11 protein-coding genes are annotated in these 12,689 nt (G+C 35.8%); 1 reads left to right on the top strand and 10 read right to left on the bottom strand.

Going from position 1 to position 12,689, the window contains the following annotated elements; translation table 11 throughout:
• Positions 1–57: 57 nt before the first annotated feature.
• The 7 genes from AAGU76_RS04385 to AAGU76_RS04415 form a co-directional block, all read right to left on the bottom strand.
• Positions 58–1,296, bottom strand: coding sequence for a hypothetical protein (locus AAGU76_RS04385; RefSeq protein ID WP_342484222.1), 1,239 nt, complete (start codon positions 1,294–1,296; stop codon positions 58–60).
• 11 nt (positions 1,297–1,307) lie between these two features.
• Positions 1,308–2,297, bottom strand: a complete 990-nt coding sequence (locus AAGU76_RS04390) for a hypothetical protein (RefSeq protein WP_342484223.1) — start codon at positions 2,295–2,297, stop codon at positions 1,308–1,310.
• Between the two features lie 54 nt (positions 2,298–2,351).
• Positions 2,352–3,323 (bottom strand): WYL domain-containing protein, encoded by a 972-nt coding sequence (locus AAGU76_RS04395; RefSeq protein WP_342484224.1) that lies wholly within the window; start codon positions 3,321–3,323, stop codon positions 2,352–2,354.
• A gap of 277 nt (positions 3,324–3,600) precedes the next feature.
• Complete coding sequence (locus AAGU76_RS04400; protein WP_342484225.1) at positions 3,601–4,257, bottom strand: hypothetical protein; 657 nt, start codon at positions 4,255–4,257, stop codon at positions 3,601–3,603.
• An 11-nt stretch (positions 4,258–4,268) separates the two neighbouring features.
• On the bottom strand, positions 4,269–5,294 hold the full coding sequence (locus AAGU76_RS04405) for a hypothetical protein (RefSeq protein WP_342484226.1): 1,026 nt from the start codon (positions 5,292–5,294) through the stop codon (positions 4,269–4,271).
• 265 nt (positions 5,295–5,559) lie between these two features.
• The gene (locus AAGU76_RS04410; RefSeq protein ID WP_342484227.1) at positions 5,560–6,729 is read right to left on the bottom strand and encodes a M20 aminoacylase family protein; all 1,170 of its coding nucleotides are present in this window, start codon (positions 6,727–6,729) and stop codon (positions 5,560–5,562) included.
• Positions 6,730–6,869: 140 nt separating this feature from the next.
• Positions 6,870–8,102 (bottom strand): Zn-dependent hydrolase, encoded by a 1,233-nt coding sequence (locus AAGU76_RS04415; RefSeq protein WP_342484228.1) that lies wholly within the window; start codon positions 8,100–8,102, stop codon positions 6,870–6,872.
• A 121-nt stretch (positions 8,103–8,223) separates the two neighbouring features.
• On the opposite strand from AAGU76_RS04415, the gene AAGU76_RS04420 reads away from it, so the two are divergent.
• Positions 8,224–9,123 (top strand): AraC family transcriptional regulator, encoded by a 900-nt coding sequence (locus AAGU76_RS04420; RefSeq protein WP_342484229.1) that lies wholly within the window; start codon positions 8,224–8,226, stop codon positions 9,121–9,123.
• Positions 9,124–9,228: 105 nt separating this feature from the next.
• On the opposite strand, the gene AAGU76_RS04425 is transcribed toward AAGU76_RS04420, so the two are convergent.
• The 3 genes from AAGU76_RS04425 to AAGU76_RS04435 all read right to left on the bottom strand — a co-directional run bounded on the left by AAGU76_RS04425 (position 9,229) and on the right by AAGU76_RS04435 (position 12,665).
• The gene (locus AAGU76_RS04425) at positions 9,229–10,479 is read right to left on the bottom strand and encodes an ADP-ribosylglycohydrolase family protein (protein WP_342484230.1); all 1,251 of its coding nucleotides are present in this window, start codon (positions 10,477–10,479) and stop codon (positions 9,229–9,231) included.
• Positions 10,480–10,594: 115 nt separating this feature from the next.
• Positions 10,595–10,747 carry a hypothetical protein gene (locus AAGU76_RS04430; RefSeq protein ID WP_342484231.1) on the bottom strand — a complete coding sequence of 51 codons (153 nt, stop codon included), beginning with the start codon at positions 10,745–10,747 and terminating at the stop codon, positions 10,595–10,597.
• A gap of 208 nt (positions 10,748–10,955) precedes the next feature.
• Positions 10,956–12,665: an aldehyde ferredoxin oxidoreductase C-terminal domain-containing protein gene (locus tag AAGU76_RS04435; protein WP_342484232.1), complete on the bottom strand. Its 1,710-nt coding sequence runs from the start codon at positions 12,663–12,665 to the stop codon at positions 10,956–10,958.
• Positions 12,666–12,689: the final 24 nt, after the last annotated feature.

Consider the following 12,689-nt stretch of genomic DNA (forward strand, 5'->3'; position numbering starts at 1 on the left):
ATCAAAAAAGTTAAACTTCTTGTGTCTACTATATTGACACAGATCCATATATTTGTTTTACCAGAAATGATTTATCACTATCAATGTACCAATAATCACAAGTGCCAATGCTAAAGATGGAAAAATATAGCTTCTTGTTTTCATTACTTTTTCCCATTCATTTGTATTCATCAATAACTGAATACCGTATATCTCTTTCAATTTATTTTTATAATTCCGGAAAGAAACTATATCAGCAACAAATGAAGAACCTACAAAAACTTCTCCTATCATAAAAACAATAAACAAGATTGACATATCTCTATTTGGTTTTGACCAATCAAATATTTGTCCATTAACAAAAACAACACCATAAATTCCTGCTGCAATAACTATAATCAGAGATAATATTCTCTTTACAATATCAGAATATATTTCATTGCTTTTTGTAAATAAACCTACAAATTCTTCCTTCATCATTCTTTTATTATCAAAATACTCTTTAGTTCTATTTGCGATTACCATTTTAAGAATATCATCAAAATGAATAAACATGTCAGTAATATCATTACTGCTTAAGGTTGTAATTAAATCCAAGTTTTCCATATTGTTCAAATAATTTTTTACAATATTTCTTTTCAAGTCAATGTCAATCCCTTTATTTTTATCGGAAGTGATCCATAGGTAACATTGATAAAAAAAAGTATTAGTTACTTTTTCGTATTCTTTCCATTTCAATTTTATACAGGATTTCTTTTCTTTCTGAAAATCTGTAAGTATAAATAAAAATGTTTTTGTTTCTTCATCATACATGACTTTATCTGCTATAGGTATTAAACTCAAAAACTGAATGATAAAATTAAGTGCGTTATTTAAATCTTTATTATATTTTTCAAGTTTAGCACGAATTTCATCTAAAATTGAAGGTGAAAAATTCATCAATGACTTATTAACACTTGGTATATCTATAATGACTGAAGATAGCATATCTCTATATATTAAATTTGTATCTGAATAATCTTCCAACGCTTCAATAGCACACTTATTATCTGTTGGAATAAACAATTGATTAACTGTCATTAAATCTTGCTTAGTAGAATAATATTGTAGAAATTCACTCAAATCATCACACGATTCAATTCTACTATTATCAGCAATATAAATGCTCGTTTTACTTGGATATAAACGAACACAGGCATTACCATCTTCAACTTCTATACGACATCTTTTTATTAATTCTTTGCATTCTATATCATCAAAGTATTCCTCTGGTATTTCATTTATTGTTAGTTCAGAAATGTCCCATCTTAATTTCATACTAATCACCCTTATCCAAATAATTCAAAGATTTCAGCAATTTCACTTTCATGATTACTTCCTATTCTTACCTTTAGATATGCACCTTCTTTAACTATGTGTTGTGCTTTAACGGCAGTATAAATATCCTTTGAATCTAAAATAATATTATCATTGACTTGTAATCGCTTCTTATATGAGTGGCTAACAATTTTTTTGTCAATAATAAAATCGCTGTCAATTTTACTTAATTCAGATGAAATAAAAATGTCGTCTTTTGATAGTTCATCGCTATCAATTTTATTCATAATGATATTATACATATCATCGCTATCAAACCTTGTCTCTGCAAAAATATATTCTTGTGCATATTTATAAATATCTTTTCCTAATTCTGATTCTAAAATATCTTTTTTAAATATTCTTTTATCCTTTATTGCGGAAACCAAATCGCATGTATTTATAGCATCATTTCTCAACTGTTTAATATTTAAAAACGAATCTACCCAATAGTTTGCCACGTTTTTATTTTTATCGATTACATTAATTTCTTCTCCACAATAAATCGCAGCTTTATAGTATTTTCTATCGATACCAAATGAATCTGTTATTTCAAAGGTGTCTTTATCAATACTCGGGATTTCTTCTAACTTTAGAAAAATTATTTTTTCTGATAACATTTTAATAAGCAACATCCCTTGCGTAATCCTTTTATTACGCCTTATTGTTCCATCAGATTCTACTAACTCAGCTTTAAGAAGATCATCAGCAAAAGAATCTAAAAGTAGTGTTAGTTTTTCAGACACATCTTTATTAAAAAAATCATTTTTTATTCTTAATAACTTATGATTAGAATCTTTATCAGAATTAACAATAAACCTTCTAACTTCCCCCGGAATTCCCAATTCATTACTACCAAGCAATTTACTAAATATCTTGCTAATATTGCTTTTTTGTTCCTCATTAATATTTGTTTGTTTTAAAACAGAATCAGTAATGTTATATATGTAAATTAATTCCACCCTTAGACACCCCTTCAAATTATGATATGTATAAACACTTATAACTGCCTTAATTCAATACCCTTCCTTAACCTCATTTATATATTCAACAAACTCTTCCCTGACCTTTTCCGGGGAAATAATCTTTGCTTTATTTCCGAATTGAAATATCCAACCCCAAAACGGAGGGCTTACCTCTACAGTCAAGATTGCCATAAAGCTATTCTCATCGATCTTGTACGTTACAGTTTCTTTTCCGAATCGATCTATCACAACCCCCAGCAATGAATTGTCAAATTGAATGTTGACCGTTTCTTCTTCACCGCCATACATGCTGAATATTTTCTTAGTGTATTCAACGATATTCATATCTTCGGTGTGACAGTTCTGGTCTGTAATCTCGATGTCTTCCATCTTATCTACTCTAAAATGAGTAATACCGTTGTATTTTTCATAGTAGGAAATCATATAGTAATTCTCATCGTCCCAAGTAAGTGCATAAGGGCTTGCTATGTACTTAATTCCATCGTTTCTGTATCTTTTTTTCTTATCTATGGTATATTCAAAGTATTTGAAGGAAATTTGCTTGTTGCTGCCTATGGCATGATTAATTACGTCAACATTGTAATAGATTTTTTCATTCATGGTCTTGACTCTTCCTGCTACATATATCTGTCTTACCAATTGTTTGGCTTCATGGCTGCTTGTTAAGCTCCCTATTTTCTTTATTAATTCCCTGGATTTCTTTTCAGTTATGAACTTTGATGATGCAACTGCATCCGCAAGAAGCTTTAATTCTGCCAATTCAAATGTCCTGCTGGCAATATAGTAATCGTAGGTCTTTGATTTTCTGCATAGGATATCAATCCCAAAGGATATCAGGGATTCAATGTCATCATAAATGCTTTTTCTTTCTGCCTTTATGTTGTATTTATCTAATTCAAATATCATTTCCGGAACTGTTAGAGTATGATCTGTATCTGTTTTTTCCATCAGTATTTTCAACAGATACAGGAGTTTCAACTTCTGATTTGATGTTTTTGACATGAGCCCCCCTCATTGTCTGTATATAAAAATTCTATATTCCTTCATATCTTTAATTTAACACATGAGGTGTACCATAAAACGGACAATAAAGAACTATTTCATCCTTAAATATATTATCCTAACCCCTGCTTCTGAAAAAATTATATTACAATTTCTGACATTTTTCAATTATTAAATAAATTTAAAATTTATGCTTTAACATTGTTCAAATAGAAGTGCCTCCTACAATTATATAAATCATAGAAGGCTCTCACCTCATCAACTTTATATACTTAATCTATTCCTTATTCCAGGCATCCGGATAAGTTACTGAATTAATTTCAACTCCTGTTGCAGCATCTTTAATTACAACCGTTGTATTAATATCTATACCAGCCATCGACTGGTACATGCTGGCTGATAAACCTACAATAAATGGTGTAAAATCAAAAGCATTCTCATACTCTTCCTTGATTACACCTATGCTGACTTCTCTGTAATCATCAGTATAATCAATGCTTTTAATGTATGGCGTGTCTTCTCCTTCAATCATTTCCCCGAATGATTCATCAATGCTTTTTTGGACTTCATCCACCATCTCTTTATGTTTGCTTTTAGTCATAGTTATAGTAAGCGAACCATCTTCGTTTACCTTAGCTGCCTTTAAACCTTCGTTTTGTGACAAATATTCCTCTTCATTGAAATCCGTTAAATCTCCTGCAATAGCAGCAGGCAATGTTATATCTACAGTCAGAAGATTTTTTTCAACTCCAATTCCCTGAGATTCGCTGGTTTCTGCTTCTGATTCATTTGAAGTTTCTTGCCCATCTGCCTGCTCTGTGAGAATTTCCTGACTGTTTTGTTCATTCACAGCCGTTTGATCCTTACTGCATCCAACTATCATCATAATCATTGTCATGCACAGCAGTATGATTAAATTTGATTTCTTTTTCATGTCAATCTCCTCTATTTCGTATTTACAAATATTTTTAAATCCGATGTTTCAGAAAATAAATTGTCTGTATAGCAAAGTACCAACGCGTTACTTTCCGTATAAGTGCCAAATATCATTTCTGCACTGCATCTTGCCCCTTTAATGGTTTCCTGCGGATAACCAGCGGTATTGCCGGGATAGGTAAATGCCATATTACCATTACCGTCTATAACCCTGAAATTCATTTCTGAAATGTATAAGGTATCATCCTGGCTGATGTTTGAATAAGTATATGCTATTTTATACACTTCTTTTGGTTCTTGTTCAGAAAATTGATTCCTCTCCGTTACAAGCTCTATGCTGTCAATGCACAATGTATAATCTCCGCTTTCTGTTTTGATTTCAATAATATCTCCAACATTGTACATATTTTCATAATTTGGCATTTTACCTTCCAGTACCGGAGATGCATATTCGCCGACATTTAACCTGAATTCCGCTTTACTTTTTGAATCAAACATATTGTCATAGTATAACACTCTTACTTCAGTGCTATTGCTCACTGTTCCGATAGCGACCGAGCTTAAGCTTTTAGCCCCGACAGGTGTGTATTCAGGTGTATACAAACCAAAAGCAGGATATGAATCGCACATATTTCCGTCTGCATCAACAAATTTGAAGTTCATATCAGATATATACAAATCTTCTGCCAAATTTAAATTCTCGTACAAATAGTCAATAATCAGTACCTGATTTACTTCTTTTTCTGAAAATTGATTCCTGTAGTCAGTTTCTTGTACACCTAATATTGTTATAGCATATGTGTCATCCACAACAACCCGTTCTCCGATACCATAAACCCTTTGTTCAGCAGGCTCCTTATTTTCTGATGATTCATTTTCTTCTTTAGCTTCCTTAGTTTCATCTGCAGAAGCAGTTTCTCTTTGCGGTGCATCAGTGTCTGTTTTTTCCACAGAGTTTACCTGCGTACCTCCACACCCTGAAAGTAAGATTAGTACAACTATTACTGCCATTAAATTCAGTACAACTTTTTTCATTTGCATTATCCCCCTTTGGACTTGATCATCTTTGAAGGTATTACTTAAATAGTTTTCATCCTTTTTTACGTCCGGACTGGGTATCTTTATCTCAGACATAATGTATCTTTTTTACTATTTATGGTATCCCTCATATTATTACTTTAACACATGAAGTGTACCATAAAACGGTCAATAAAGAATTATTTGCATATAAACCAAAAGAACCTCCTACAATTATACAAATCATAGAAGGCTCTCATATTATTTTTAGATACTTTGTTCATTAATAATGTTGCGGCAGATGCACCTTTACCAGCTCTGCAAAAAATTCTGCTCCTGTCAGCAATACATCGTCGTTATAGTTGTACTGAGAATTATGAAGCGGAGTGTTTACAGAAATGTCAGCGCCTTTTCCGCTTCCGAGGAACACGAAACATCCTGGTACATGTTTCAGGAAGTTGCCAAAATCTTCTGAGGCCATCCAAGGCTCGCAATTTGTATTGACCTTGTCTTCTCCCACAACATTTTTAGCAGCCTTTGCAGCCACATCTACGCATTTTTCCCAATTGATTGTAGGTGCAAACTCATGAGTGTACTCAAATTCACATTCTGCCCCATTCATCTGACAAATTCCTTCGCAGATGCTTCTCATCCTTGTTTCAATCTGTTCTTGAACTTCAGTTGAAAAGCTTCTTGTATCTCCTAAAATCTCAACATTAGAAGGTATGGCATTATGAACTCCGTCCGTATGCAGCTCAGTGCATGATATGACTGCCTGATTTAACGGATTAACATTGCGGGAAACTATTGTCTGCAATGATACTATAATCTGAGCAGCTGTTACAAGCGGGTCTATTCCCACATGAGGACTTGAAGCATGGGAGCCCTTGCCTTTGATTTTAATGACAAAATTATCTTCACTTGCCAATATTCCCATCGGACGCGTGTGGATCGTGCCTTCAGGAATAAATGGCATATTGTGAAGCCCGTAAATTTCATCCACAGGAAATTTTTCAAAAAAACCATCATCAATCATTGCCTGTGCACCCTTTCCGGGCTCCTCGGCAGGCTGGAATATCAATCTAACTGTTCCGTTGAAATTTTTTCTTTCTGCAAGCAGCTTTGCCGCTCCCAGCAGTGTAGCGGTATGTCCGTCATGACCGCATGCGTGCATTTTGCCGCAGTTCTTGGAAGCATAGGGTACTTCCCCTTTTTCCGTCATGTTGATTGCATCCATGTCGGCTCTGAGTCCTATGACGCCTGTACCGTCTCCAGCTGTCAAGCTGGCAACGACACCTGTCATGCCGATTCCTGTTTCAACGTCATAACCCATTTCTTTTAATTTTTCTGCAACAAACCTTGCTGTGTTCTCTTCCTGAAAAGCTGTTTCCGGATTTTGGTGCAGATAGTGTCTCCACTCAGCCAATTGATTTAACAGTTCCTTATTATCCATAATAGTCCCCTCCGTAATTATTTTATTTAATTTCATTTCACAAATCAACTTTGTAATATCTAAAATCGTAGTTTCATAGGTTCCATTGTTTTATTATATTTTCTATCCATGCTGTTTACAACCTAATCTGTATTTTCAATTTATTCAGATTCTGCCAGCTTCACAATCACATTCATCAACACATTTGCTCCAGCAACCAAATCAGGTCCCAGTGTGAACTCCTTGGAATTGTGGCTGATACCGTCCACACTTGGAACGAAAATCATAGCAGTAGGACATATGCGCGCCATCATCTGAGCGTCCTGACCTGCTCCTGATGTTATTCGTCTGCACGGCAGGTTGTGCTGTCTTGCTGCATCCTCAACCAGCTTTACTATACTTTCATCAAAAATGACAGGTTCAAAACGCACTAACCTTTCTGTTGAAATTTTAACATTTTTGCTGACTTCGATCTCCTTCAGATAATCTGCAAGCGCAGCTTCTTCTTTCTTTAATGTCTCATCATTTGGATTTCGCAAATCTACAGTAAATACTGCTTTTGAAGGTATGACATTTATAGCATTTGGTTCAAATTCAATGCATCCGACTGTTGCTACAGAATTTGAGCTGCTTGCCCTGTCGCATACAAAACTAATTACCTTGGCTGCTGCATGCCCTGCATCTTTGCGCATTGCCATAGGTGTCGTTCCAGCGTGATTTGCCACGCCTTCGATTGTAATGCGCTGCCAGGAAATTCCCTGAAGATTTTCAACTGCTCCAACAGGCATTTTCATGCTGTCAAGTATGGGACCCTGCTCTATATGAAGCTCTATGAATGAATGAGGCTTTAAAAATCCAGGTTCTTCAGAACCATAATAACCAATTCTTTTTAACTCTTCGCCAAGAACTGTACCGTCAGTTCCGACTGTTGAAAGTGCTTCATCTGCTGATAGATCTCCAGCATACACCAAGGAACCCATCATGTCAGGTGCATAGCGCACACCTTCTTCATTGGTGAAAACACCAACTACTATCGGTCTGGAAGGAACAAATCCGTTACTGCGCAACGCATCAATCACTTCAATACCGGCAATTACACCATAACAGCCATCATAAATCCCTGCGTTAATGACAGTATCAATATGTGACCCTGTCATGACAGGAGATTGTCCTTCATTTTCACGGTTGCTCCAAATACCAAATAAGTTTCCTATGCGATCAATTTTAACTTCCAATCCGGCATCTTTCATCCAAGCAACCACTGCATCACGTCCGGCCTTATCCGTATCAGAAGCTGCCAGCCTTGTGAGCTTGTCTCCTTCACGGCCGGTTTGACCCAGCTCCTTAAGCCGGCTTAGGAATCGTTCTTCATTTATTGATAATTTTATGCTCATTTAATTTTCTCCTTTTTTGTTTTATCATAATATAATTATATTGACAGCAAGTTGCATCGTATATAATAATATGACTATAAAATATCGCTATTTTGATTTTGAATTATAAGGGGTGAATAATTTGCAGGTATATGATATTAATATTGATCAGCAAATGAAAGAAACAACACAGCATGGCAGTCTGGATTTTCCTTTTGCAATTTATGAAACACAGCTTAATAAAAATGTCTTGGGGTTTGTAAACTGGCATTGGCACAATGAACTGCAGTTTTGCTATGTGGTTTCGGGCAGAATTATGCTTTACGTCAACAATGTAGAGATTATGCTAAAACCCGGGCAAGGTTTTTTTATAAACAAGGATGTCCTTCATATGATTAAGCCCTATGAAATTACGGACAGCAAATATGTATGCATAAACGTGCATCCATCACTGCTATATGGCACACCGGGAAATGTCATCGAACAAAGACTGATAAGACCATTCGTTCAAAATTCAGCATTTACTCACTGCATTTTTTCACCAGAAACAACTTCTGAAAAACAAATTCTGCTGCTATTATCGAAAGTGCATAGTCTGTATACGGAAGGTGAATACGGCTATGAGCTTGATATCCTCATAAGTTTGCTTAATGTATGGAGAGAAATAATTTTGATTCAGAAGCAAAAGCTTCCTGTTGACAGAGCCATATCCGAAACGGATGAAAACCGCATTAAATCATTGCTGTTGTTGATTCACAACCGTTATAAGGATAAGCTTACGCTAAAGGATTTTTCTGATGAGGTTCATCTTTGCAGCAGTGAATGCTGCCGATTATTCAAACGGCATATGGGATGCACCATATTTGAATATGTGATAGATTATAGAATTGAAAAAAGTATAGATTCCTTGTGTTTTTCTGATTTATCAATCAGCCAGATCGCTTATGACTGCGGCTTTGGCAGCACCAGCTACTACATTGAAAAATTCAGAAAAAAAACAGGCATGACTCCTCTGGAATATAAAAAGAGCGTATGTTCATAAGAATAATTGATAGTTGATTCGACCTATAAAAAGACCTTTGAACTGCTTACCAATAGCTGCGTCAAATATAATATCAATTATTATTTAATATACTTATTAGGAACCTTACTGAATATGAGCATGGCGTGTAATCCTCTCAGCTCTAATGGCACCCATTATTAATGATAGGATACATTGCTCGTCCAAACATTCTGTCTCAGCATTTTTCATAGATTTTCTATTCCATTGAATGTCATTATTATGCAAAATAGAACTGTAATCTGAAAGCTGGTATTCTGGATGATTATCAGAAAATTCATAAAATTCTCTGATAAACGAGTCCACTAATTCTTTGAAACTTACATATGGCAGCCCAATCGGTTCCTTTGAGATTCCATCGTATTCACCAAAACAAATCCAAGTTCCATATAACTGTTCATAGTCTAATTTCCCAATATATTTTGTCAGTACTTTATACTTATTTGAATCACTTTTTTCTCCTATAAACTCACACCATTCATCGTAAATAGTACGCAGCTCAGAATCCAGGTAAGTTAGTGCCTTTTCTTTTATATCTTCCGGAACTCCGTAGTATGCTTCTGCAATAGAGCCTGTTATAGCAGCAAGCGTATCACTATCTCCCCCCAATGAAACAGCAGTTCTTATTGCATCTTCAAATGAAGTTGATTCAAGAAATGCTTCAATTGCTTGCGGAACGGTTTCCTGACAGGTTTCATTAAAATCATATTTATCCCTTATTTCATCAATTGAAAAATCTAGCTTATAGTAACTTTTATTTATTTTTTGCCTAATTTCTTCCTTTGTGAATCCTCTCTTTGCCATAAAAATTGCTACTGCTGAAGCTTCTGCACCCTTAATGCCCTCATTTTGATCATGCGTAACCGAAGTTACTATTTCAGATAGTTCACAAGCGACTTGCTCTGTACTTGCTGCAAGTCCCACCGGGCTAATTCTCATTGCTGCTCCATTACCAAAGCTGTTATAGGGCTCAGGACTGTCTGTGAAAACCCAAAGTCTAAACATGCCTCCATATCCGCAATTTGGGTATTTGCGACCTATTTCCTGCATATATTTAATTACCATATTTTCTAGCAATGAATTGTACTCATAATTATTTCCCTTTTCATTTAATGCAGGTTTTAATTCTTTCTCTGTTTCCATAATTGCTTTTGCTACAGCAATAGTCATAATAGTGTCGTCTGTTACTTGACTTTCACTAGCAAAGAGTTCAAAATCCTTGCTTTTGTGATTATTAAATTCGAAACGAGATCCTGCAATATCACCAATAATAGCTCCTATCAAGCTTTCCACCTCTTTCTCATTAACGCTCATTAATCTCAATAATGAAATTTTCAAATCCCATGCACCTATTAGAAATTATAATACATTTCAGGAAATTTTCAATTATATAAATTTCAAAATAATGTTTTAATATTTAAACTACAATCCATTTTTATTGTCTACCATTAATTCAGCCTCCGTTAGGAAAGGTTGGGAATATGCAAACCGTACTACCTCCAGCTACTACAGGATTTCTATCATTAACTATATCTCCATTAACCGTTATTAATGCAACACTCTTTTCGTCAATATTCAAAGCCTGAATCAATTCTTTCAGACTCATTTCTCGTTCTCCTTGAATTTCGATGCCATTTTCACTGTTATAGTATTTATGTTGCAGCCTAAATATTGAGTATAGCTTAATACAATAATATACCATATTGGTTGTTAGTCCCCCTGTTATAATAATATGTTCATTTTCCGCTGCTTATAATAAATAAAGGGGAGCAGTTTTAATCCTCCCCCTTACAGTTTATCTATAGTCATTAATCTCAAAATGGTATAGCCAAATTCAATTCTTCATCGGTAAAATCAAACACAGAATTGCTTGGCGATATTGGCTCATTATATACAAAATCCGGCAGTCGGTTATCCTTGTCAGTAAATCCAGCTGCTTTATTAAACTGCTTCTCCATGGCTATAGTTTGTACTCCGATTCCAAAAAGCCTATCAACTGTCCATTCACCACCAAAACGAGCTGTCATCATATCCAGCAGATAACCGACATTCTTAGGGTCATCAGTACAAAATCCAGCAAAAATACACATACCCAAGTTGTCGAAGGTGGCCATACCAACCTGCAAATTTGTGGATAAGTCAACTTGGCCTTCCTTTTTAATTGGATCTACTGTGGGATTGCCCAATGCATTACCGGCAGTATGATCTGCACCCATAGGGCTTGTGGCATATGTTACACCTGTGCCTTTCAAAGCACGCGGATCATATCCTGCCATACCCTGTCCCTTAACTGTAGGTATTCTTTTTACTCCCAGTTTTTTACCTACATACTCAGGACCATGTCCTAGAATCTTTCCAAACTCAGTTCCGTCAATCATTTCCTGAACTAAGGCAAGAGCGCCTTCATCATCACCAAAGGCCAGCTTACCAGCTTCCATGCAGATTCCTATCGTGATTCCTGTATCCATAGTATCCAGTCCGAAGTCATCGCACATCCGATCAATAGCTGCAATAGTATCCAGTGATTTAATTCCGCAATTGGCTCCAACTAATGCTATTGTTTCATACTCCATACCTGATGTTAAGTACTCACCTTTATCATTATTGTAAATATTGGAACAGCTAATAGCGCATCCAGGATGGCATGAATGACCGACCTTTCCGCCTCTCTTGCTCTGGATTTCGACAAGTTTTTCTCCACTGATACTTTCAGCATCCTCAAATCTTCCACTGCTGTAATTTCGGGTAGTTAATGCTCCCATAGCGTTGACCATATTGACAAGAACTGCAGTCCCTAAAGCTGGCATAGCCTGCCCTGAAACCGGGTTATCCTTGATGCCCTGTATATAATTTCTAGCAGCTGCAGTAAATTTTTCCTTGTCAGCATATTGTGCTGTTAACGGCCCTTTTACATCCAAGATGATTGCCTTCAGTCCCTTTGACCCCATTAGTGCACCTAATCCTCCGCGTGCTGCTGCCCTGCTTGGATATCTGTTAGCACCAGTAACCTGAATCGAAGAATTTTTATAACCTCTTTCTCCAGCTCCGCCTATGGAAATGATTCCTACATGATCACCGTATACCTTCTGAAGTTCATCATTAAGCTGGTAATTATTCATGTTCGAATATTTTTCTCCAGGCAACAATTCAACATTTTCTTTGCTTATCTTTAGTATATGCCAAGATTTTATTTCTGGTTGTCCTTCAATAATAATAGCCTTGATATCCAGCTTAGCCAACTGTTGTGCGACAATACCGCCAGCATTGGCTTCTTTGATAGTCCCTGTCAGCGGGCTTTTTCCACCGATGGACAGCCTACCCGATGAGGGTGCTATTGTGCCCGTGATTAGACCGGGACAGACAATCAGCTTATTTTCCGGTCCCAACGCATCGCAAGCTGCATTTACTTCATTATTCAGAATTTTGGCCACAAGCCCACGACCGCCATAGTATGTATATTCCTCTTGGATATCCTCTAAAGAAATGTTTTTTTCATTCATATTAACACGTAAAAACTTACCCATTACACTCACGCTCCTTCTATATGA

This window comes from Sedimentibacter sp. (genome assembly GCF_038562225.1).
Classification (GTDB): Bacteria; Bacillota; Clostridia; order Tissierellales; family Sedimentibacteraceae; genus Sedimentibacter.

Coding starts and splice junctions, on each gene's coding strand:
- AAGU76_RS04430 (WP_342484231.1), bottom strand. CDS start 10,747: ATGAGTCTGAAAGAATTGATTCAGGCTTTGAATATTGACGAAAAGAGT.
- AAGU76_RS04395 (WP_342484224.1), bottom strand. CDS start 3,323: ATGTCAAAAACATCAAATCAGAAGTTGAAACTCCTGTATCTGTTGAAA.
- AAGU76_RS04400 (WP_342484225.1), bottom strand. CDS start 4,257: ATGAAAAAGAAATCAAATTTAATCATACTGCTGTGCATGACAATGATT.
- AAGU76_RS04385 (WP_342484222.1), bottom strand. CDS start 1,296: ATGAAATTAAGATGGGACATTTCTGAACTAACAATAAATGAAATACCA.
- AAGU76_RS04435 (WP_342484232.1), bottom strand. CDS start 12,665: ATGGGTAAGTTTTTACGTGTTAATATGAATGAAAAAAACATTTCTTTA.
- AAGU76_RS04405 (WP_342484226.1), bottom strand. CDS start 5,294: ATGAAAAAAGTTGTACTGAATTTAATGGCAGTAATAGTTGTACTAATC.
- AAGU76_RS04415 (WP_342484228.1), bottom strand. CDS start 8,102: ATGAGCATAAAATTATCAATAAATGAAGAACGATTCCTAAGCCGGCTT.
- AAGU76_RS04410 (WP_342484227.1), bottom strand. CDS start 6,729: ATGGATAATAAGGAACTGTTAAATCAATTGGCTGAGTGGAGACACTAT.